General features: G+C 56.3%; 23 protein-coding genes and 2 pseudogenes. 20 read left to right on the plus strand and 5 right to left on the minus strand.

Going from position 1 to position 22,340, the window contains the following annotated elements; translation table 11 throughout:
- Positions 1 to 99: pseudogene (locus BN1800_RS40890) on the plus strand (IS6 family transposase); the annotation flags it as partial.
- Positions 100 to 131: 32 nt separating this feature from the next.
- Here BN1800_RS40890 and BN1800_RS35150 read toward each other — a convergent pair.
- From BN1800_RS35150 to BN1800_RS35165, 4 genes are all read right to left on the minus strand, one after another.
- Complete coding sequence (locus tag BN1800_RS35150) at positions 132 to 1,307, minus strand: cytochrome P450 (RefSeq protein WP_179213978.1); 1,176 nt, start codon at positions 1,305 to 1,307, stop codon at positions 132 to 134.
- A gap of 333 nt (positions 1,308 to 1,640) precedes the next feature.
- Positions 1,641 to 2,084, minus strand: a complete 444-nt coding sequence (locus tag BN1800_RS35155; protein ID WP_051336844.1) for an NUDIX hydrolase — start codon at positions 2,082 to 2,084, stop codon at positions 1,641 to 1,643.
- Positions 2,085 to 3,089: 1,005 nt separating this feature from the next.
- On the minus strand, positions 3,090 to 4,415 hold the full coding sequence (locus BN1800_RS35160) for a dicarboxylate/amino acid:cation symporter (RefSeq protein WP_037144164.1): 1,326 nt from the start codon (positions 4,413 to 4,415) through the stop codon (positions 3,090 to 3,092).
- A 113-nt stretch (positions 4,416 to 4,528) separates the two neighbouring features.
- Positions 4,529 to 5,179: a nitrogen fixation protein NifQ gene (locus BN1800_RS35165; RefSeq protein WP_084606740.1), complete on the minus strand. Its 651-nt coding sequence runs from the start codon at positions 5,177 to 5,179 to the stop codon at positions 4,529 to 4,531.
- A gap of 745 nt (positions 5,180 to 5,924) precedes the next feature.
- On the opposite strand from BN1800_RS35165, the gene BN1800_RS35170 reads away from it, so the two are divergent.
- The 13 genes from BN1800_RS35170 (at position 5,925) to nifT (ending at position 17,135) form a co-directional block, all read left to right on the plus strand.
- A complete protein-coding gene (locus tag BN1800_RS35170; RefSeq protein WP_051336845.1) occupies positions 5,925 to 6,413 on the plus strand; it encodes a peroxiredoxin in 489 nt (162 codons plus the stop codon).
- Positions 6,414 to 6,770: 357 nt separating this feature from the next.
- Complete coding sequence (locus tag BN1800_RS35175) at positions 6,771 to 7,088, plus strand: iron-sulfur cluster assembly accessory protein (RefSeq protein WP_027513690.1); 318 nt, start codon at positions 6,771 to 6,773, stop codon at positions 7,086 to 7,088.
- Between the two features lie 77 nt (positions 7,089 to 7,165).
- Positions 7,166 to 8,374: a cysteine desulfurase NifS gene (gene nifS / locus BN1800_RS35180; protein ID WP_051336843.1), complete on the plus strand. Its 1,209-nt coding sequence runs from the start codon at positions 7,166 to 7,168 to the stop codon at positions 8,372 to 8,374.
- 208 nt (positions 8,375 to 8,582) lie between these two features.
- Complete coding sequence (nifW, locus tag BN1800_RS35185) at positions 8,583 to 8,966, plus strand: nitrogenase stabilizing/protective protein NifW (protein ID WP_027513689.1); 384 nt, start codon at positions 8,583 to 8,585, stop codon at positions 8,964 to 8,966.
- Positions 8,967 to 9,144: 178 nt separating this feature from the next.
- Complete coding sequence (locus BN1800_RS35190) at positions 9,145 to 9,996, plus strand: electron transfer flavoprotein subunit beta/FixA family protein (protein ID WP_027513688.1); 852 nt, start codon at positions 9,145 to 9,147, stop codon at positions 9,994 to 9,996.
- Between the two features lie 17 nt (positions 9,997 to 10,013).
- Positions 10,014 to 11,126 (plus strand): electron transfer flavoprotein subunit alpha/FixB family protein, encoded by a 1,113-nt coding sequence (locus BN1800_RS35195; RefSeq protein ID WP_027513687.1) that lies wholly within the window; start codon positions 10,014 to 10,016, stop codon positions 11,124 to 11,126.
- Positions 11,127 to 11,136: 10 nt separating this feature from the next.
- Positions 11,137 to 12,444, plus strand: a complete 1,308-nt coding sequence (locus BN1800_RS35200) for an FAD-dependent oxidoreductase (RefSeq protein WP_027513686.1) — start codon at positions 11,137 to 11,139, stop codon at positions 12,442 to 12,444.
- 12 nt (positions 12,445 to 12,456) lie between these two features.
- Entirely contained in the window at positions 12,457 to 12,753 is a 297-nt protein-coding gene (locus BN1800_RS35205) for a ferredoxin family protein (protein ID WP_027513685.1), read from the plus strand.
- A 251-nt stretch (positions 12,754 to 13,004) separates the two neighbouring features.
- A complete protein-coding gene (nifA, locus tag BN1800_RS35210; RefSeq protein WP_027513684.1) occupies positions 13,005 to 14,630 on the plus strand; it encodes a nif-specific transcriptional activator NifA in 1,626 nt (541 codons plus the stop codon).
- Positions 14,631 to 14,856: 226 nt separating this feature from the next.
- Positions 14,857 to 16,332: a nitrogenase cofactor biosynthesis protein NifB gene (gene nifB / locus BN1800_RS35215; protein WP_027513683.1), complete on the plus strand. Its 1,476-nt coding sequence runs from the start codon at positions 14,857 to 14,859 to the stop codon at positions 16,330 to 16,332.
- 31 nt (positions 16,333 to 16,363) lie between these two features.
- Positions 16,364 to 16,558 (plus strand): 4Fe-4S dicluster domain-containing protein, encoded by a 195-nt coding sequence (locus BN1800_RS35220; protein ID WP_084606737.1) that lies wholly within the window; start codon positions 16,364 to 16,366, stop codon positions 16,556 to 16,558.
- 42 nt (positions 16,559 to 16,600) lie between these two features.
- Positions 16,601 to 16,918 (plus strand): nitrogen fixation protein NifZ, encoded by a 318-nt coding sequence (locus BN1800_RS35225; RefSeq protein ID WP_027513682.1) that lies wholly within the window; start codon positions 16,601 to 16,603, stop codon positions 16,916 to 16,918.
- A 4-nt stretch (positions 16,919 to 16,922) separates the two neighbouring features.
- Entirely contained in the window at positions 16,923 to 17,135 is a 213-nt protein-coding gene (gene nifT / locus BN1800_RS35230) for a putative nitrogen fixation protein NifT (RefSeq protein WP_027513681.1), read from the plus strand.
- 259 nt (positions 17,136 to 17,394) lie between these two features.
- On the opposite strand, the gene BN1800_RS44240 is transcribed toward nifT, so the two are convergent.
- Complete coding sequence (locus tag BN1800_RS44240; protein ID WP_476220236.1) at positions 17,395 to 17,664, minus strand: hypothetical protein; 270 nt, start codon at positions 17,662 to 17,664, stop codon at positions 17,395 to 17,397.
- Between the two features lie 74 nt (positions 17,665 to 17,738).
- On the opposite strand from BN1800_RS44240, the gene BN1800_RS43110 reads away from it, so the two are divergent.
- The 6 genes and pseudogenes from BN1800_RS43110 to BN1800_RS35265 all read left to right on the plus strand — a co-directional run bounded on the left by BN1800_RS43110 (position 17,739) and on the right by BN1800_RS35265 (position 22,074).
- Positions 17,739 to 18,647 carry a transposase gene (locus BN1800_RS43110; protein WP_244564773.1) on the plus strand — a complete coding sequence of 303 codons (909 nt, stop codon included), beginning with the start codon at positions 17,739 to 17,741 and terminating at the stop codon, positions 18,645 to 18,647.
- Positions 18,644 to 18,823, plus strand: a complete 180-nt coding sequence (locus BN1800_RS43115) for a hypothetical protein (RefSeq protein ID WP_244564774.1) — start codon at positions 18,644 to 18,646, stop codon at positions 18,821 to 18,823. The genes BN1800_RS43110 and BN1800_RS43115 overlap by 4 nt, the downstream gene beginning before the upstream one ends.
- A 232-nt stretch (positions 18,824 to 19,055) precedes the next feature.
- Positions 19,056 to 19,454 (plus strand): annotated as a pseudogene (locus BN1800_RS35250) (substrate binding domain-containing protein); the annotation flags it as partial.
- 151 nt (positions 19,455 to 19,605) lie between these two features.
- The gene (locus BN1800_RS35255) at positions 19,606 to 20,178 is read left to right on the plus strand and encodes an SOS response-associated peptidase family protein (protein WP_087004897.1); all 573 of its coding nucleotides are present in this window, start codon (positions 19,606 to 19,608) and stop codon (positions 20,176 to 20,178) included.
- 139 nt (positions 20,179 to 20,317) lie between these two features.
- Positions 20,318 to 21,541, plus strand: coding sequence for an ImmA/IrrE family metallo-endopeptidase (locus BN1800_RS35260; RefSeq protein WP_342210322.1), 1,224 nt, complete (start codon positions 20,318 to 20,320; stop codon positions 21,539 to 21,541).
- 8 nt (positions 21,542 to 21,549) lie between these two features.
- Positions 21,550 to 22,074 carry a DUF4411 family protein gene (locus tag BN1800_RS35265; protein WP_027513928.1) on the plus strand — a complete coding sequence of 175 codons (525 nt, stop codon included), beginning with the start codon at positions 21,550 to 21,552 and terminating at the stop codon, positions 22,072 to 22,074.
- Positions 22,075 to 22,340: the final 266 nt, after the last annotated feature.

Raw genomic sequence — 22,340 nt, forward strand, 5'->3', positions numbered from 1 at the left:
TTCGTCCCCCCGCACCAGAAAAACTCAGCCCTCGCCATCCACATCCATCGGATCCGCGCAATGGCGCAGTGGAAAGCCGTGACCGGCGCAACCGCCTGACGTCTCACACAAGCGCCTTGTTCCGACCTTGATCAAATAACGTGACATCGCCCCGTACCTTCCTTGATCCGAAAGGTGGGGATTCGCGCCAGCCATTCATGGACCCCTATAGCAATCTCCCGCCGGGCAAGATTTGCCCCGAGGCAAAGATGAGGACCATAGCCAAACGCTATGTGGCGGTTGCCCTGTCGTGTCAGGTCGATCGTATCAGGGCACTTAAATTCGGCGGGGTCGCGGTTAGCAATCATCGTGGCGCAGGAAACGAGGTCTCCCTTACGGATCGATACACCTTCAAAGTCGACATCTTTCGTAGCCACACGAATAATCTGAACGGTTGAATAGGCGCGCAACAGTTCTTCAACCGCGAGCGCGATCCGGTCCGGCTCTCTCCGTAGCAATTCCTGATCCTCAGGATTGCGTGCGAGATAGGCTAGGTCAAAGCCTAGGGCGGCCGCGACCGTGTCTAGTCCCGCAATTAAGAAAAGCACGCCGATACCGCGGACTTCCTCGTTGGTCAGGGAGCGACTTTCAACCTGCGCACGCACGACGAACGTCATGAAATCGGCAGCTGGTTGCTTTCGACGCATCGCTGCAACTTCGTCAATAAAATTCACAATCGATTGGGCTGCCTCCGTTCGCTTAACGCCATTGCCGTGGAGCAAGTCGCTTACCCAGCGAATAAGAACGTCGGATCGGCTGTTCGAGAGCCCCATAACACCGAGGTAAACGTCAACTGTGAATGGGATGGCGAAATCCTTCATGACGTCACAGCTGGTGCTCATTCGGGCGATCAGGTCGATCAGCGCACTCGCTTGCTTACGGACATTCCGCTCCAATGCCATCACTCGCCTCGGGGTGAACAGCGGATCTAGGAGTGCACGAAAGATGCCATGGGCCGGTGGTTGGAGCTCGAGCGGGATCATTGGCCAGTCTTCGCCGAGTGCGGAGGAGAAGATGCTGCGATGGCTGGAAAAGGTTTCGATATCCTCTAACACCTTGCGCTGGTCGCGCGCGCGGGTGATTACCCAGGTACCCCGTCCATCTCGCGTGTTAAAGGGTGAATAGAAAATGTGGGGCATTCCATGGACCCGAGCAATAGCTGCGTGCGGGTCTCCGTTCGCTGTTGGTGCCATACCGGGCGATGTGAACAGACTGAAGTCGCTGACCAACGCGGAGGGAACATGATCCGGAATGGAATCTCGCTGCACTTTATTTTCTCCTTCTGTCCCACCGACTCATCACCTTGACGGGTGCGAAGTAAGACATCAAATTCATGCCAATCTCACTGATCAAGACGAGGAGTGATTTAAGGGCAGGACTTCAATGACTTAGCCTCAGGATGATCAAGATGTTATAAAAAAGGCTGTGTCGCGACACAGACAAAACCGACTGAAGCTCTTTGATAGAGTCACCTCACGACGCTATCGCCAGTTTTGCGCTTTGGAGTGTCTTCACCGTTGCCGCGTTGACCAGAGGTTTGGAGACGCAAAACATATCTATAGGCGCGTATCGATCCGCAGTCAGGGTATGCTGAGCCAATCTCATTTCCCGGTATCGCCGGAGCTAAATTTGGCATCCAATCCGGAAATGAGGCTCTTCAGCTGCCGTTCGGGAACCCGTGAAGACGCCTCCGTCGGTGGCAGCCAGATTAGCACGCGTTCCCGACACTCAGGAAATGTGAATCTAACCTTCTTAACCTGCAGGAGATGAGCTTGCACGACGCACTGAATGGAGCGGTTGTTTTTTATCCTCTTCAAATATGTGTAGTACCCGTATGGCTTCTTCTTGGCGTTGCCTCTTACGCCGGCTTCTTCCCACGCTTCACGTTCCGCAACTTCATGCGGCTGCAATCCCTGGATCGGCCAGCCCTTAGGGATGGTCCAGCGGTGCGTTTCGCGTGTCGTGATCAGAAGAACTTCGAGGATCCTGTCAGGATTGGCCCGAAAGCAGATGGCACCGACTTGGTTGGCAACCTTCCCACGCATTATTGCCTCCGCATGCGGAGCGGGCCGCACACCCGCCCGAGCGAGAACAGCGAATTTAAAAGGGCACCAAGGATGCCATAGGCCGATGGATTTAGCTCGAGCGGGTTCATTGACCAACATTCGCTGAGCGCTTGGAAAAAGATGCTGCGATGACTAGAAAAGGTTTGCAGGTCATGCAGCGCCCGGCGCTGGTCTCGCGGGCGCGGGATCAGCCGGGTACCTTGTCCATCGCGCGTGCCAAAGGGGATACGAGGCAGGGGGTCTCCATGGATGCGACAGATGCGTATAGGGGTTCCATTGGGGCGCCGGTACATGACAGGCGATGTAAACAGTTAAATCCGTCACAAAATCGGGGCGGGATATGATTGGGAATGGAAATGCTATCCACTCGGTTTTTACTTTCTCTCGCCACTCATCAGCTGGGTCGTTTTCAGGTGGGGGAGGATCGGTAATCTCGTCAGCGGGCTTCGGCCTCTCAAGCGAACAGCCAGCGAGCGGACTCACCGAGCGGCGGTACTTTCTCAGGCTCGAATGGCGCGATAAAGAAGCCCGATCACGCGCTGGCCGACGGCGACGTGGAACACGGTTCAAAAAGATCGAAACCGGCATCGCAGCGCACTCCAAAATGGATCGAAACGGTGAGATTTTCCTCTTCCATGCAGGATAAGACTCCAACATTTTCCTCTTTCTTTGCTCCATCGCGCCTACCCGTGACACAGCTGCAGGCCCGTAGTGGCTCGCCGCTTTGTGATGGTGAGGTTTCAAATCTCATGCCAATCTGACTAATTAGGCCGCAGAAATGCTTTTTATGACCGCTTTTCAGTTATTTAGGCCTTGGGAAAGTGAGAGGCTGAGGCGACTGGCCTGTGTCGCGGATGCAACAAAAAGCAGGTGCCGGTTTCATTTCGAACGAGGGCAGGAAGGCGCGTCCATCGGCGCAAAAAAGGCGCGATCTGGAAACCAGATCGCGCCAAACCGCACTTGCCGTGCGGGCCCTGGGAGGCATTACTTGGCCGGCTTGGTCACCGGCGGAATGATTTCGATCGGCACCTCGCCGGCAAGCGCGGCCGAGAGCTGCGCTCGATCGAGCTCGCCTTCCCACTTCGCCACGACGAGCGTTGCAATGGCATTGCCGATAATATTAGTAATTGCCCGGCATTCCGACATGAAACGGTCGATGCCGAGGATCAGCGCCATACCGGCGACAGGCACCGCCGGAACGACCGAGAGCGTCGCGGCAAGCGTGATGAAACCGGCGCCGGTTATGCCGGCGGCACCCTTTGAACTCAGCATGGCGACGAACAGCAGCAGGACCTGGTCGCCGAGGGAGAGCGGTGTGTCGGTCGCCTGGGCAATAAAGAGCGCCGCAAGCGTCATATAGATGTTGGTGCCATCGAGGTTAAAGGAAAAACCGGTCGGGATCACGAGACCAACGACCGAACGCTTGCAGCCCGCCTTCTCCATCTTGTCCATGAGGCCTGGAAGGGCAGCCTCTGAGGACGAGGTGCCCAGTACCAGCAGCAGCTCCTCCTTTATGTAGCGGATGAGCGAGACGATCGAGAAACCGTTATAACGCGCCACCGCACCGAGCACGAGGAAGACGAACAGGAATGAGGTGAGATAGAACGTGCCGACCAACATTGCGAGGTTGGCGATCGAGCCGACGCCGTACTCGCCGATGGTGAAGGCCATGGCGCCGAAGGCACCGATTGGTGCCGCTTTCATGAGGATCGTCACCAGCTGGAAGATCGGCAGTGCCAGCGCTTGCAGGAAGTCGACGACTGGCTCGGCCTTCTTGCCCACCATAGCTAGGGCTATGCCAAAGAGAACGGATATGAAGAGAACTTGCAGGATGTCGCCTTCGGCGAAGGCGCCGGCAAGCGTCGTCGGGATGATGTGCATGAGGAAACCGGTCACCGACTGATCGGTTGCCTTCGCCGTGTAGGTGGCGATCGCTTTCATGTCGAGCGAGGCCGCGTCGATATGCATGCCCGCACCGGGCTGCACCACATTCACGACCACGAGGCCGACGACAAGCGCCAGCGTCGAAAAGGTCAAGAAGTAGGCCATCGCCTTGGCGGCGACGCGACCGACCTTGGCGACATCGCTTATGCTGGCGATACCAGTTGCAACGGTCAGGAAGATGACCGGCGCGATGATCATCTTCACGAGCTTGATGAAGGCGTCGCCGAGCGGCTTCATCTGCGTGCCAACTTCGGGGTAGAAATGCCCGAGCAGGATACCCGTGGCGATTGCCGCAAGAACTTGGACGTAGAGATGTCGATGGAACGGTGTCTTGCCGCGGATCTTCGCGGAATGCTCAACGATCATTGCCGAATTCCCCATATGCGTGAACCGTCTACAAAGCCGTTTGCCGAATCGACGCCCAGGCGTGGTTGCGGCCAATAGCTAACGTTAAGCTAGTCCTAATTCAAACCAGTCGCTCATCCCGGTGGTTCGCTTTTCTCAGGAACAAAGCAGCTTTGATATTCCTTACATTCTCGGCAACTGGGGGCCGTGCACATCGAAGAACCCTCGGCCTCGCAAAGCATGCGATAAAGATATTTTTTCCACCTCATGTGATTGGTATTGCCGGCCGCTAGCGTGGGAAAATGGATGGCAAGCAAGAGGCTAAGTTCGGACCTATCGGATAGTCCAAGCTCCAGCCACAGATGGTCGTGGCGCAAGGCGCGCCGGGCGATGATCTTGGCGAAACAAGCGCTTGCTGGGTCGCCGTGTCGAGCATGCGCGAGCAGCAGATCGCGCAGAAGTTCCTCTTCCACACCAGGCTCGGCTTCGCGCACGTTTTCCAAGCCGAACGCCTGCATAACAGTGGCGGGAACACAGCGGTTAAGGATATCTCGCAGTTCGGCACGGGAAAGGCCGGTTGCCTCGGTCGCAGTTGCCACGTCGGCCGCAATCTCTTCCAACACGTGCAAGAGCACGCAGGAAAAGACGTACTGATCGAAGTCCATGTCCAAGTCTATTGGTTGCTTCAGATCCACCGATTGCGATGATTGTGGCAAACCAGGTCGATCGGTTAGGAGGGTCACGCTCCTATTCGACAAATTTCGGATCTGAGTGACGCTTGACATGTTGCTTCCTCCTTCGCTCCATAAGTCGCCACGAGATGATCTGCGGCGCGGCAGCATGCTGCTCGAGGATAGTGTTTCAAAATTCATGCCAGTTGGGCTTACAGAGGATGATGGATCAAGCTTTTGCGGTGTTTTCAAGGGTTAGGTAAGCTCCTCGTTGCAGGCAGGATGGGCACCGACGCGAGAAAACGACAAGTTGGGTGCTGGTTTTGCGCCAAAAGTTGCGGCGCCCCGTTACTAAGACGCTGACAACAAATTCACGGCGTTCTGGCTTTGCAAGACTGCCATCGCACGGAATGCGTCAAGTATATGGTCGAGCTCGCGCCGCGGAGATCTCGCTGCCGCGTTGCATTGATTGTGCCAAAGCTGCGCCTGCCGTCAAACTGCAGAGGGCATGACTAAAAATACCGGCAGCGCTTGCTAAGCCGATGGGAAAGGAAACTCAGTACGCGCCACGCCAGATCCCTGATCCTGCAGAACAACGCAGTGCCGTTACGGACACGATGTCAAATGGCACGGCGCTTGCAGTCCGTTCGAAGCCGCCTAACAGCCGAGCACAGCAGTTGAGGCGACGCCGCTTACGGGTCCGACTATTGTGAGTTTTCTCGAGGCCTTTGGGCAGCGAAATCTTGAAGACACTCAAGCCGACTCGAAAACAAATCCAGAGCCGGAAAGGAGCAATGCTGATGACGATGAAGAAAAGGTTCCCTTCGTTACCTTTCGCACACGTGTTCGCGATGAGACCGTGGAGGGGCCAAATCCGTACCGTTGGGAAAACAAGACTACGGAAGATTATTTTAGCGGTAGGCGCACGATTTTATTTTCGCTCCCGGGCGCCTTCACGCCGACCTGTTCAACTTATCAATTGCCCGATTTTGATAAGCTCTATGAGGAATTTGAGAAGCACGGAATCGAGTCGGTCTACTGCCTCTCTGTCAACGACGCATTCGTGATGAATGCGTGGGGCAAGGCGTCTGGACTGAAGAAGGTCGAGCTAATCCCTGATGGTTCGGGCGAATTCACCCGCAAGATGGGGATGTTAGTCGCAAAGGACAATCAGGGCTTTGGCCTCCGCTCCTGGCGCTACGCTGCCGTGATCAACGATTGTTTTATAGAACAATGGTTCGTGGAAGAAGGCCTCTCGGACAATTGCGAAACCGATCCCTATGCGGTCTCGTCGCCACAGAACATTCTCGAAACGCTGAAGTCTCTCAAGACCGAGTCCACCCCCTGACCAGCGGAACGAACGTCTGACGGCTCTGTGAGAGCAGAGCCTAAATTTCGTTCCACGACAAGCTCGTGCTCTAATTCTTAAGATGTGGCTCTGCGTTGGGTTGGTGCGCTGAATGCGCCCCTACCAAGCCTGGCGTACACATTCGTGTCGATGACTGAACAAACCCAGCGCTAACCAGGAATGGCTCCTTCGAGTTCACGCTATCCCAGCCGCACCTTTGCGTTGTTCGGTCTCGACCGTGTTGGAAATGCGACATAGCGGCCTCAGCTTGACGCTGCGTTAAAAGGGTTTTTCGGTTGGCACGCTAAGTGCATCGTCGAATTGCCAACAAATCTCGAAACCAGGAGAAACGATCCGATGATCACGCTCACCGAAATGGCAATCGCCGCAGTGAAGGCCGCCATATCCCAGGCTCCCGATGTGACCGGCTTGCGCGTCACGGTCCAAATGGACGGCTGCGCCGGCATCAAATATCATGTGGGCTTGGAGAGCGGTTCCCGAGAGGGCGATGCTGTTATTGAGACGGATGGAGTCAAGGTGTTTGTGGATGCGGGCTCTCAACCCCATATCGCCGGCTCGACCTTGGATTTCGTCACGGATCCGGGTTCCTTCGGTTTTATCTTCGATCATCCTAACCCACTGGAGAAGTGCGCCTGCGGCAAGTCCTGTGGCTAATCATATCGCATGCGAACGTCCAAGGGAGAGCCCGCGGCTGCAAGGTTTGCGTCACATCGGTCGTTGAGTGGTACCCAATGAAACCTATTTATCTCGATAATAATGCATCAACACAAGTCGATGCCGAAGTTGTTCAGGCGATGCTGCCATTCTTTTTAAATCAGTTTGGCAACGCTTCATCGATGCATGACAGCGGCGGCGCCGCCAGAGCAGCGATCAAGACGGCGCGGCGGCAGTTGCAAGCGCTGACCGGCGCAAAGTTTGATCATGAGATCGCTTTAACTTCGGGGGGCACCGAAAGCGTTAATACAGCGATCCTTTCGGGTCTTGAGATGGATCGCGGGCGCACTGAAATAGTGACTTCGGCGGTGGAGCATCCGGCCGCGCTGACGCTCTGCGCACACCTTGAGAAGACGCGAGGCGTCAAAGTGCACAGGATCCCGGTGGACCACCATGGCCGACTCGACCTTGATGCCTACGGGACCGCCCTTACCCATCGCGTCGCAATCGTTTCGATCATGTGGGCGAACAACGAGACAGGCACAATATTCCCCGTGGAAAGGCTTGCTGAGATGGCGAAGCAAGTTGGCGCAGTTTTCCACGCCGATGCAGTGCAAGCGGTTGGCAAGCATGCGATGGACCTGAAATCGACGGCAATCGACATGCTGTCGCTCTCCGGTCACAAGCTACATGGACCGAAAGGCGTCGGCGCGCTCTACATAAAACACGATGCGGCCTTTGACGCACTCATCAGGGGCGGTCATCAGGAGCGCGGCCGACGCGCCGGCACAGAGAACACGCCCGGAATCGTAGGTTTAGGCAAGGCGGCCGAGCTCGCATTGGAACGCACGGACGAGGAAAACAAACGGGTAAAATCGCTACGCGATCGATTGGAGAGAGGACTTCTTGAGCGCATCCCCGGGACCTTCGTCACCGGCGACCCGCTGGCACGATTATCGAATACAACGAACGTCGCCTTCGATCGCATTGCTGGTGAAGCAATACAATTTGTGCTCAATCGCCATGGCATCGCTTGCGCCTCGGGCTCCGCCTGCACTTCTGGATCCTCGGTGCAGAGCCATGTTCTGACGGCCATGAACATTCGCCACGTTACGCCACTCGGGGCAGTTCGCTTTTCCTTTTCACGCTATAACCGCGATGAGGACGTCGATCGAGTGCTCGCACTTATGCCAGGAATCGTGGCGAAGCTACGTGACGGCGCCCCGGTCTCCAGGGGCAGGCCCACTCGCTTACTTGAGCCAGCGTCCTCGACGCGGGATAGATAGGCCTGCGCGCCGAAGAGATCGATGAGGTTCGTGCCACACTGGCTTTTGGGCCTCCCAATCAACGCAAGCCCCGGATAATACCGCGGCTTTCTAGACGAGTATGCGTGAGCGGCGTTGCCGCTGTCAACCGCGTCTCATTCTCAATCAGCGAACCATGCGGCGGCTTGTCGGATTCGAGCGAGTTGTACACCAACAAAGGAAAACGCAAATGAACAGTTGTGCGGGCGAGAGCAATCCCATTGATGTTATCAACGTTCTTGAGCGGTTAAAGCGCCTGTCGGCTGCCGAGGAATTCTTCGAGGTCCTAGGCGTCTCTTATGATGTGAAGGTGCTCAATGTCTCGCGGCTCCACATCATGAAGCGCATGGGGCAATATCTGGCCGAGGAGGATCATTCCAACCTCCCCGACAAGGCGATCGCTGCTTGTGCGCGCGCCACTCTCGCACGCGCTTACGACGACTTTGCAACTTCTTCACCGCTTTCCCATCGAGTCTTCAAGGTGCTCAAGGACCGCGATCCGACAAAGGCCGCCCCGCCGCGTCGCATCTTTGTAGCATTAGGCCCCAACTTGACTTCATTCGAACAGAAATAAGTGTGGCAGGGTTGCGACACCAATGTCTCCGATCCGACAGAACCCGTCGCGTGGCTGAACCCTCACAAAGAGAGCACATTAACATTTTAAGAGGTTTTCCTACCCCCGACATGGTTGGCACGATTAGTGCTTAGAGTAAGAACCGCCAATCCACTTCGATCGGGAAACCAAAGTCATCATGCACATCGTTGTCTGTATCAAGCAGGTGCCGGACTCCGCCCAGATACGCGTCCATCCGGTGACCAATACCATCATGCGCCAGGGCGTGCCGACCATCATCAACCCGTACGATCTCTTCGCGCTCGAAGAAGCATTCAAAGTGCGTGACTGCCATGGAGGGGCGATCACTGTCCTCACTATGGGCCCACCCATGGCAGAGCAAGCGATGCGCAAGGCGCTCACTTATGGCGCCGACCGCGCGATTCTTCTGACCGACCGTCACTTCGCGGGGTCCGACACATTGGCGACTTCATTCGCTATCGCTCAAGCAATCGTGAAGATTGGCGATAGCTTTGGCGCGCCTGATATCGTCTTCACCGGTAAACAAACGATCGATGGCGACACCGCCCAGGTCGGGCCTGGAATTGCCAAGCGTCTGGATCTCCAGCAGCTCACTTATATAACGAAAATCGCTTCTATCGATCGCCATGCGCGCGAGATCACGGTTGAGCGGCGCTCGGAAGGCGGCACGCAGATGCTGAAGAGCAAATTCCCGTGCCTTATCACTATGCTGGAGGGTGTCAATTCTATCCGGCGCGGCTCTCTCGATAATGCTTTGCGTGCAGCCCGGTTCCCAATTCTGAAGTGGAGTGCGGCCGACGCTGGAATTGAGGACCTGGCTAACTGCGGCTTGAGAGGGTCGCCGACGGTCGTGAAACGCGTATTCGCTCCCACCGCCCGAGCGCAAAAAGCTATGCAAATCGACACAACCGACAAAACCGCTGGCCATGTCGCTGACGAGGTGGTCGCATCAATCTTCACCAACCAACCTTCGTTGGAAGGTGAGCTTTCATCCAATGGCAGCGCGTGAGCAGCAAGGAGCAAATGATGGAAATCCAAAAAAGTGAGACGCCGTCTCAAGCCACCGGCCGTGCCGCCATGAAGAAAGAGTTGCCCAAGCATTATCAGGACCATCGGCACGTCTGGGTCTTCATTGAGCTGGAGCGGGGCCAGGTCCATCCCGTGTCCCTCGAATTGCTCGGTGAAGGCCGCAAGCTTGCCGACAAGCTGGGCGTTCAGCTTGCTGGCGTGGTCGTCGGGCCACGGGACGGAGTGGGGACCGGGCCCGCCATTGCAGACGCCTTCGCTTACGGGGCCGATCTCGCCTACCTTATTGAGTCGCCGCTACTCGTAGATTATCGAAATGAGCCATTCACCAAAGCCCTGACAGATCTGGTCAATTGCCATAGACCTGAAATTTTGCTTCTGGGCGCGACCACACTCGGCCGCGACCTTGCGGGTTCTGTGGCAACTACGTTGCAGACAGGGCTAACGGCCGACTGCACGGAACTGGACGTCGATGTAGATGGTTCCCTCGCGGCAACACGGCCGACCTTCGGTGGTTCCTTGCTGTGCACTATCTATACGCTTAACTGCCGACCGCAAATGGCAACAGTGCGTCCGAGGGTCATGGCGATGCCGCAGCGAGTGGCTAAGCCAATCGGCCGTGTTATCCGACACGATTTGATGATGGTCGAGGAAGAGATTGTCACTAAAGTTCTTGGTTTCCTCTCTGACAGCCAATCGGAAGATGCCAATCTCGCCTATGCCGATGTCGTGGTTGGCGGCGGGCTCGGGCTCGGCGCAGCCGAGAACCTACAGCACGTGAAGGTTTTCGCGAGGACGATCGGCGGTGAGTTTGGCTGTTCACGACCGCTGGTTCAAAAGGGTTGGATGCCTTTTGACCGACAGATCGGTCAGACCGGTAAGACGATCCGACCTAAGCTCTACGTTGCAGCCGGAATATCGGGCGCAATCCAGCATCGGGTTGGTGTCGAAGGAGCTGATTTAATTGTCGCCATCAACACCGATCGGAACGCACCGATCTTCGATTTCGCCCACGTGGGCGTTGTTGCTGATGCAATCCGGTTTCTTCCAGCATTGACAGAGGCCCTCACGAGGCGATTGGCGCCGCGCGATCATATGAAGCTAGTGAACTGAGGAAAGTCCAATGAGCGAGGAGAAATTCGACGCCATCGTAGTCGGAGCCGGTATGTCCGGCAACGCTGCTGCTTATACGATGGCTAGTTCCGGTCTGAAAGTGCTGCAATTGGAGCGCGGAGAGTATCCGGGCTCGAAAAACGTTCAAGGCGCCATATTGTACGCCAATACGTTGGAGACAATAATTCCCGATTTCCGCGATGACGCGCCTCTTGAACGACATCTGGTCGAGCAGCGGTTCTGGATAATGGACGATACGTCGCACACAGGAATGCACTATCGATCGGATGACTTCAATGAGCAGAGGCCAAACCGCTACACTATCATCCGCGCCCAATTCGATAAGTGGTTCTCGGGAAAGGTGCGTGAGGCGGGCGGCACGGTACTATGCGAGACAACGGTGACGAAACTTGCCCAGGATTTGAGCGGTAAGGTGATAGGCGTCCACACGGACCGCACCGGCGGCGTGATCCTTGCGGATGTCGTCGTTCTCGCTGAGGGGGCAAATGGGCTCCTCGGCACACGGGCCGGATTGCGCGAGATGCCGAAGCCGGAACATGTTGCACTCGCCGTCAAGGAAATGCATTTCCTGCCGGAAGAGATCATAGCAGAGCGCTTCGGCCTGACTGAAGACGAAGGCTGCGTGATCGAAGCAGGCGGGACAATTTCACGCGGAATGGCCGGACTGGGCTTCCTCTATACCAACAGAGAGTCAATTTCGCTTGGCATCGGCTGCCTCGTCTCCGGCTTAGCTTCAACCATGGAAAAACCGTACGCTCTTCTCGACGCCTTCAAGGGCCATCCCTCGATCCGACCGCTGATAGCGGGCTCGGAGATCAAAGAGTATGCCGCGCATCTCATTCCGGAGGGCGGCTTCAAGGCAATCCCGCAGCTCTTCGGCAATGGCTGGGTCGTCGTCGGCGACGCAGCGCAACTAAACAATGCCGTGCACCGCGAGGGTTCCAACCTTGCCATGGCATCGGGGCGCATGGTCGGCGAATCAATTTTTCACATAAAGTGCCGCGGAGGCGCAATGACCAAGCAGAACCTCTCCCTCTACAAGAGCATGCTGGACAAGTCCTTCGTTATGAAAGACCTGAGGAAGCACAAAGATATGCCCGCCCTCCTCCATACCAATCGTCAAAGCTTTTTCACGACCTATCCGAAGCTGATATCGCAGGCCGCGCAGAATTTCGTTCGCGTTGACGGTACGCCTAAGATTGAGAGCGAAAAGGCGACATCCGCCGCCTTCATCAAGGCACGTTCCCGTTGGGGATTGGTCAGTGACGCGGTCCGTCTCGCCTTGGCCTGGCGCTAAAGGATAATTCAAATGAAGGTCACGGTAATGGAACGCATCGAAGACAAACTCTACCAAAATCGTTATCTGGTCGATACGGGGCGTCCGCACATAAAAGTGCGGCCGCATTTGTCGCCAAGCCCGAACCTGCTTGCGTTAACGGAAATTTGTCCGGCCAAATGCTATGAGGTGAACGATGCTGGGCAGGTGGAAATCGTTGTGGATGGCTGCATGGAATGCGGCACATGCAGAGTGTTATGCGAAGCAAATGGTGACATCGAGTGGAATTATCCGCGAGGCGGGTTCGGGATCCTCTTCAAATTTGGATGATGAGCGCCATCTCCAGCTCAGAGTGCATTGACCGCCTTCTGCGTAACGACGGCAGATAAGTCTCAGGAATCGTCATGACGACTTTCTTATGATTTTATTTTTTCTGCGTTTGCGAATCCAGGTATTAAACTTCCGAATGCTCGAACAATAAAGTTTGCGCATGGAGGGTAGAAACCTCTGGGCAGTCCGCCAACGCAGCTTACATTCAGTATCGATAGAGTTCGGCCGGGAGGCGAGTAATCAGCATGAACATGCATAAGCCGGATATGTGGCGCAGTGGAATCTACCGGATATCGAGAGATCTCCTCGCTTCCTCTCGTCTTGAGATCGCATTTTCTCATGCGCTGAATAGTCTCTCTTCGCTTCTGCCAATGCGCCACGGCGAGATCGTGATTTCAGCTGAGGAACGGGAGGCAGAGATACCGGTGTGCTCCGGCTTCGGCCGCGACACTCCCACGATCGAACCGAAGGCGGCAATAGAGCATATCATCGCTACGGGTGCGGCGCTCGTCGTGCCTGACATTAGGAAATCGGACCTATTCAACACTGCATTGCGACCGTCTCAAGACCGCCATCTTGCCGTTACCTTCATGGGTGTCCCCATCAAGGCCGGAAACATGGTGCTCGGGGCATTATGGATTGATCGCGTTAAGGCTGGCACCGCCAGTGATAACTACGAGGAGGAGATACTTTTCCTGACCATGGTCGCCAACCTCATCGGATTGGCCAACCGGCTCAATCGAGATGTTTGCGGAGATGGCGGATCAATAACCGAGGAACAAGCAGAGCCGATCTCCCGCGTCGGGGGAAAGCCTGGCCCCAGCCCGCGAACGCAAGTCAGCTGGATTGTCGGAGAGAGTCCTGCGCTCAAGGAGGTTATCGAGACCGCTGTTATCGTGGCGACGACCAACTCCGCTGTGCTTTTGGGGGGCGAGAGCGGCACCGGCAAGGAATCTTTTGCAAGGGCGATACACGAATTGTCGCCACGGCGAAAAAAGCCTTTCGTGAAACTGAATTGCGCCGCACTGTCGTCAGGTGTTCTGGAATCCGAGCTGTTTGGGCATGAAAAAGGCGCTTTCACAGGAGCGATCTGGCAGCGTGCAGGCCGTTTCGAACTGGCGGATGGTGGGACGTTGCTGCTGGATGAAATAGGCGAAATATCGCCAGAATTTCAAGCGAAGTTATTACGCGTGTTGCAGGAGGGTGAACTTGAGCGGGTCGGCGGGACGAAGACGCTTAAAGTTAATGTTCGGCTCATATGCGCCACCAACAGAGACCTCGAGACGGCCGTTATGAACAGGGAGTTTAGAGCCGACTTATATTACCGGATCAATGTGGTACCCATTATTTTGCCGCCGCTGAGGCAGCGCGAGGGTGACATTCCGCTTCTAGCGAAAGTATTCCTCAAGCGATTCAACAAGGAGAATGATCGAAACCTTGACTTCTCGCCATCGGCACTGGACATTTTGTCGCGATGCGACTTCCCTGGCAACGTTCGCGAGCTCGAAAACTGCGTACAAAGAACCGCCACTCTTGCTGGTTCAAGTACGATCGTTCCATCAGATTTCGCGTGTCAGCGGGGCCGATGCTTTTCTTCGCTTCTCGGGAAAGGAGCTGCCTTTAACGGTTGCAACACCACGATCAATGACCTCGCACCGGGCAATAGGGTGTCGGTCAGACCACCGGCCAACGCCGGCACTGCAAGCGGTACCGCATCCATAGTCGGCGCACCGATTCTTACGGACCGTGACCGGCTAATCAATGCAATGGAAACGGCCGGTTGGGTTCAGGCCAGGGCGGCTCGTATCCTCGGCCTGACGCCGCGCCAGGTCGGCTATGCTCTGCGCCGGCATCGTATCGAGGTAAAAAAGTACTGACGGCGAGTGACATCATGGACTTCATGAGGATCACTTTTGTCTTCAGTTGGTCTACGCGACGCTACCGTTGTGCGACATGGCCCTGTCGCAAGTTCGACAAAACCATTGTAGCAGCAAGCTCGCAAAACGGACAAGCAAGCTATTGCAGAGAAACATTACCATTTTTTGAACTGGCATTGCTCTTGCGTCTGAAGCTGTAACGCTAACTCGTCAATGGAGCCGTGGGATGCCGCAACCAGTGAAACAGCTTGAGACTACCAGGAAAGGATCCCTCGACGGAGCGCTGCGGGCCGCAAAATCTGGCGGCTGCGCACCTTCGTCCTGCGGCCTTTCGGCCCCGGATGACATAGATCCGGCGATCTGGGAAAGGATCAAGGACCACCCCTGTTTTTCGGAAGAAGCGCATCACTATTTCGCCCGCATGCATGTCGCGGTCGCGCCAGCCTGCAACATCCAGTGCAACTACTGCAATCGTAAATATGACTGCGCTAACGAAAGTCGGCCCGGGGTTGCATCCGAAAAGCTGACACCAGACCAGGCGCTTCGTAAGGTGATCGCGGTCGCCAACGAAGTGCCGCAGCTCTCCGTCCTCGGCATCGCCGGGCCGGGCGACGCCTGTTACGATTGGAAGAAGACAAAAGCGACGTTCGAACGAGTCGCGAGGGAAATCCCTGATATCAAGCTATGCATCTCGACTAATGGACTCGCGCTGCCGGACCACGTCGATGAGCTTGCCGAGATGAATGTTGATCACGTTACGATCACCATCAACATGGTGGACCCGGAGATCGGGGCGAAGATCTATCCCTGGATATTCTACAGGCACCGTCGCTACACGGGGATCGAAGCCGCCAGGATTCTTCACGAGCGGCAAATGTTGGGCTTGGAGATGCTGATAAAAAAAGACATCCTCACTAAGATCAATTCGGTGATGATCCCGGGCGTCAATGACGCGCACCTCGTCGAGGTTAACAAATGGGTCAGGGACCGCGGCGCATTCATGCATAACGTGATGCCGCTGATCTCTGAGCCTTCACACGGTACCTATTACGGACTGACCGGTCAGCGTGGTCCACAGCCGTTAGAACTGGAGGCGCTTCATGATCGCCTGGAAGGCGGCGCCAAGCTGATGCGCCATTGCAGGCAGTGCCGCGCCGACGCTGTTGGTCTGCTCGGCGATGATCGCAGGCGAGAATTTACGCGAGACCACATCTCCAGCGATGTTACTTACAACGCCAGCAAGCGCCACGCCTACCGCCAGCTGGTCGCGCTAGAGTGCGGCGATCATCTGGCGGCACGGAAGGACGCGATCACAGCTGTCACGTCCGCAGAGTCCGACGGACAGCTTCATGTTGCCGTGACCACCAAAGGCGGCGGCCGAATCAACGAACACTTCGGTCACGCGACGGAACTCCAAGTTTACGTAGTCTCTCAAAAAGGGATTAACTTGGTAGGGAATCGCAAGATCGGACAGTACTGCCTCGGCGGCTGGGGCGAGGAGGCCACGCTTTATAGCATCATCAGTGCGCTCGAAGGCATAGATATCTTACTCTGTGCCAAGATCGGTGATTCCCCAAAGAAACGTCTAGCAGAAGCGGGTGTGCGAGCAACGGACGCTTTTGGCTATGACTACATCGAAACTGCGATCGGTGCGCTTTACGCCGCCGAGTTTGGTGTTAAGCCGTTGGTTGCGACGGCTTGAGCCGCCTTCTGACTGAACCAGGAGCTAGAATATGGCCTTCAAGATCATTGCGTCCCAATGCACCCAGTGCGGCGCATGCGAATACGAATGTCCCTCAGATGCAATCACTTTCAAGGGGGAAAAGTACGTTGTCGATCCTAAGAAGTGCACCGAGTGCAGGGGAGAATTCGACACGCAGCAATGCGCCTCGGTGTGTCCGGTGCCGAAGACTTGCGTCCCGGCCTGACCACCATCGATAACTGCAGCACAAAGGATGAGAGGAGCGGCCATGGGTCTTCTACGCGAACAGGAGGTTGAAATCCGTGAGCGACCGCGGTTTACGCCGGGTGAGCGGGTCCGCGCCGCCAGCCAAGTAAGGAATGACGGCAGCTATCCTGGGAAGGACATCGGTGAAAATCTCGTGCGCAGGGGCGATGAGGGCGTTGTGCGCGACGTGGGCACCTTTCTTCAGCAATTTTACATATATGCGGTCGAATGGGTTGATCGCGGCAGCATCGTCGGGATGCGTGCCTATGAAATAACGAGCCTAGATAAGGCTGCAACTCCGGGGACTTCTGAAATCGCCACTTGTCTCAAAGAAGGATAGCGAGATGAAAGTGACCGTTCGTCGAAACGGCGTCGATTTGTCGGTTTATATTCCAAAAAAAGATCTCGAGGAGCCGGTGATTTCAGTCGAGAATGAAAATCTGTGGGGCGGCTTTGTAGTGCTGAGGAATGGATGGCGGTTAGCCCTCCCCAACCTTCCGCAGAACACACGCCTGCCCATTACCGTCGAGGCGAGGAGGCTATCCAATGAAGACTGATAGTAGTATGGCATCGAGTGTAGTCGCGGCGCTTCCGCCCAATCCCGCACATTGATCACTCTCCAGCAAGATGTCGACATCTGACCTATGGAAATATCATCAACGCCTATGCCGATGAGCAATCATCCCTCTGACCTAGATGGCATCGATATGCTGTATCCTACGCTGGACAGAACACAGGAACAACTTCCTCGATGGCTCGAACCTTTCAGATCCAGACGCCATCGTGCGTCTCACTCGATCCAACACGCGGATACGATCACGGCACGCCCGGATCGCCAGAGCTTGCGAACCGCGTGCGGCAGTTGCTGCGCGCAAACGGCATCGAAGCGGCAAGCGCCGGATCGTAACCCATATCCAGTGAAAGCTGGACCACAGGAATATCCTCATCCGGATAGAGCGGCTTCATGATGCTGAAAGTCGCATTGTAGGTGATGTGATAGAGGTATTCCGGGAAGCCGGAATAGTCGTAGACCATGTTGTCGAAGACATTGATCAATGAATAAGAAAAAATGAAACTCCTCTGCAACAGGTGCCCGTCGGCGACTCGCTTTTCTAACGGGCGCCGCGCCTGTCGCGGCAAACTTGCGAAGGACAGACCCCATGACAGATTCTCGACTCCCGACCTATTTCATCAGCCATGGCGGCGGACCCTGGCCTTACATGACCGGGGAGTTCCGCCGCAATTTCGACGTGCTCGAGAAGTCGCTGCTCGACATGCGCGCTGAACTCGGCAGCACGCCAAAGGCGGTCCTTGTGGTCTCGGGCCACTGGGAAGAGGAGGGTATTGCAATCTCGTCGGGCGTCAAGCCGGGCAACGTGCGCGTTGGCCCCGTCGTGATCGGGATGGACGATACAATCGAACGGCGTTGGGGCCAACGCATCGCCGCTCGTGGCATTTATCGTGACCCGGTGCGCTCAAGCCACGGGCACTTCGTCAAGGCAAGCGGCCTGCGCTGGTTGAGCTTCATGGTCCTTTCCCCTGTCCCATGGGCCAAATGCATCAAAGCCCTGCCGGTGTTGACGATCCTGTGCCCCTCTGAGCGTCATGATCAGAAGAAGGGCCGAAAGCACAAGCTGCTGACGGATTGGGCAAGGCAAGGCGTCTTGCAGCTTTGCCGCTGGCTGCCGGACCGCGAAATCATCTTTGTCGGCGATAGCAGCTTTGCCGTTCATACACTGGCTGCGGCTCTGCCCGGCACGGCCACTCTCATCACGCGGTTGCGTCTGGATGCCAGTCTCTTTGCTCCACCGGATCAGAGGCACGAACATACTCTGGGGCGACCGGCGCAAAAAGGCAGGCCATTGCCGAAACTGAAAACGCTCCTCAAAGACACGAAGACCGAGTGGCAACGCATCGTCGCATCCTCTTGGTACGGCAAGCAAACCGACAAACCCTTGATGTCACCTCAGGAACCGGCCTCTGGTATCGGCGTGGAACGCCCCCGAGACCAATTCGCTGGGTTCTCGTTCGAGACCCGTCAGGCCGTCGTGAACCCCAGGCGTTCATGAGCACCAACGTCAACCTTGAGCCCGCTCAGATCATTGCCTACTTCGTTCGGCGCTGGCAGATCGAGGTCACCTTCGCCGAAACCCGTGCGCATCTTGGCGTGGAAACCCAACGGCAGTGGAACGACAAAGCCATCATGCGCACGACACCGTCGCTGCTGGCGCTCTACAGTCTCTGACACTCTGGGCATGCGAAATGCTTGGCCGAGGCGCTCTTCCCTATGCTGCAGCATGGTACAAGAAAACAGAGTTCACCTTCTCCGATGCCATCGGCGCGGTTCGCATGGTCCTGTGGGGCCAGGACATTTATCGACAGTACCCGCCAGACCCGGACGTTCCTCAAATTCAACCAAACCGACTCAAGCGCATGACACAAGCCCTTTGCTTCGCCGCATAATGTACAAGGTCGAGCTCATGGCATCGCCGGAATATCTGGAACGAGCAGGTCGACCCAAAGGCCTCGCCGATCTTAACGGTCACGCGCTGCTTCGTTTCAGCGGGGTCAACCTCAGTGATATCATGGCGCTGGAAGGCCCAGATGGACGGCACAAAGTTACATTTCGTACCGTGATGCTGAGCGAGAACGAGACCATTCTGCAGCTAGCAGCTCTGCAGGGTATGGGCCTTGTGTTCCTGCCGAAATGGATGGCCGAGCAAGACATCGAGGCAGGTCGATTAGAGACGGTGCTTCCAGACGCGATCGGGTTCGCCAATACGCTATATGCTGTGTATCCGAGCCGGAAATATCTTTCCGCCAAAGTCCGCACTTTCATAGACTTCATGACGACGAGCTTGCAGGGGCTACGATAAACACGATTGTGCAGGTACCCTGCCGGATTTCATCGCAAGAGACGAACTCAGACCACTTCACGAACCGCTAAAGGCAGATCCTAACGAGCCCTGAAATCCTTTATGTAGGTTTTCTGCTCCGTTGCTACTCAGACCCCAAAACGGAGGGCGCATGTGCAATGATTATCGGCTGATGGTGGATGTGGCCTCGATCGTCGAGGATTTCGCCGACCTCAATATCAAGATTCGCTTCGGTGAAGGCGCGCCGAACCTGGAGCCACGCGAAGACATCAAGATCACCGATGTCGGCCCCAGCGTCAGAACCATCGACGGGGTGCCCGATGAGGCTGAGCTCGTGCAGCGGCGCTGGAGCTGGCCGGGACCGAACAAGCGGCCGGTGTATAATTTCCGGTCGGATGGCCGGGAGTTCAATTCCAACCGCTGCCCCTTACGAGTTCACAGACCCAAGGATTCGAAAAAGAAGCGCAAGGACAAATGGCTGTTCACCAAGGAGGAAGAGCCGGTCTTCTGCGTCGCCGGCATCTGGCGCGAGACGCCGGAGGTCGGCCAGGCTTTCACCATGCTGACGATGGAACCGGGTCCGGACATCGCATCGTATAACGACCGGCAGATCGTCATCCTGGAACGTAGCGTCTGGGCCGACTGGCTCGATCCGACAATCTCTGCGAAGTCGCTGATCAAGCCCCTCCCGGCTGGCACGCTGGCAGTGGAGCAAGTAGGCTGAGCGATCCGCCCCTTTGAGAGGAGACAACCGAGCATCAAACCGTGAGCCTTGCCTATTCGGACACTCTGCAGTGGGAAAATATAGTTCTGGCCTGTCGCAGCACCCATATGTTTGGTAACCATTGCATGCTGATATCAAATTGTATCGGCTTGCCGAAGCAGAGGTAGTGGTGCCAAAAGTGAACCCGTCCATCCTGAGGTGGGCCCGCGAAACGGCGGGTTTTTCCATTGAGGATGCTGCAGATAAGATCGGTCTGGGCGCTGCGCGCGGTCTGGCGGGTAGCGAGCGGCTTGCTATGCTTGAAGCTGGCGAGGCCGAGCCTTCCCGACCGCTGCTTCTGAAGATGGCGAGCCAATACCGCCGCCCGCTCCTGACTTTCTACCTCGCAGAACGTCCAGTCATGGCGGCACGGGGGGAAGATTTCCGCACGTTGCCAGAGGAATTTGCCCAGCGCGACGCGGCGCTCGTGGATACTTTGCTGCGGGAGGTTCGCGCGCGTCAGGAAATGGTTCGCGCTCTCCTTGAAGCGGAGGATGAGGCGCAGGTGCTGAGCTTTGTCGGGTCATTCGACCAAGACCTCGGAGCTGAGGCCCTCGCAACGAACATCGTGGAGACGCTTGGTTTTGATCTTGAGCATTTCCGTCATGGAAGTGGGCGGGGAAGCACGAAGGGGTTTTCATATCTTCGCGAGCGCGTGGAAGCAGCTGGTGTATTCGTCCTCCTCATCGGTAATCTCGGAAGTCATCACAGCGCCTTGAATGTGGAGCTATTCCGGGGCTTCGCGCTTGCCGACCCGGTCGCGCCCTTCGTGGTGATCAATGATCAAGACAGCGAGCAGGCTTGGTCATTTACCCTTCTGCATGAGCTGGCACATATTTGGCTTGGCGAAAGCGGAGTCAGCGGTGGTCGACCAACGATCGCAATCGAGACCTTCTGCAACGACATTGCGGGCCGCATCCTATTGCCTGCGAACGACATAGCTGGAGAACAACCTCTTATCGGCGCCACGCAAGGAAGAGTCATGGCTCGCATTGCGGCGATCGCGGACGCTCGCCAAGTCAGCCACTCCATGGTCGCCTATAAACTCTACCGGGAAGGGATCATCGATCAGCACATGTGGTCTGCAGTGACAGCGCTTTACCGGGAGCTGTGGCTCCGGAACAGGGCTGCCCAGCGTGACCGCGCGCGCGAAAGCGACGGCGGACCGAACTATTACATCGTCCGCCGACATAGACTCGGAAACCGGCTTCTTGCATTGTCACGGCGAATGCTGGCCGAGGGCGCACTGTCACCGTCGAAAGCGGCAGCGATTCTCGGTGTAAAACCGAACAATGTCTATTCACTAACTGATAGCGCGGCATAGGGGGAACAGTGCACCTCCTCGACGCGAACGTCCTGATCACGGCGCATAACCTCTATTACCCTATTGGGCGCTTTCCGGAGTTTTGGGACTGGCTTGTCCACTTGGCCGAGGGCGGTCACGTCAAAATGCCCGTAGAAATACTTGAAGAGATCACCGAAGGGTCTGAGCTTGCCGAGTGGTTGGACCAGGGGGACAACTACAACGCGCTGTGCCTTGAGGAAGAGGTCGATCCCGATCGCGTTCAAGCGGTGATAGCGCGATACGCGGCGGACCTCAACGATGCCGAAATCATCGCAATTGGCCGTGATCCGTTTTTGACTGCTTACGCCCTGGCGCAACCAAGCACGCGGACGGTGGTGACGGTAGAGGCATCGAAACCATCAACTCAACGTGCGAACCGTCGTATTCCGGACATCTGCAACGACCTCAGCATCCAATGGTGCAACAGCTTCCAAATGTTGGCTGCGCTGAATTTCACAACTAACTGGCGGGCCGCGTCAGGATCTCCCCCGCCTCATCCGCCGTCGTCATAGATACCTAACGGGCGGGCCCCGGCCAATGAGCGCCTTGATGAGATACGAACCAACGGCACCGCCATTCGTCGCAAGGAACGCAACATTCAATCATGGAAGAATCGTGGGCCGAGGGTCGCCTTGGCTAGTTTATTTTCTCAGTGCAAGGAGCTTGGGGAGCGCGAGACTACCCGACGCTCCCGTACATATTAGCCCGCGGGCTTCTCCGGCATAGCAGAGGAGTGATGTGACGAGATCAGCCACTTGCCGTCCTTGAACTCGTAGGT

The organism is Rhizobium sullae (assembly GCF_900169785.1).
Classification (GTDB): domain Bacteria; phylum Pseudomonadota; class Alphaproteobacteria; order Rhizobiales; family Rhizobiaceae; genus Rhizobium; species Rhizobium sullae.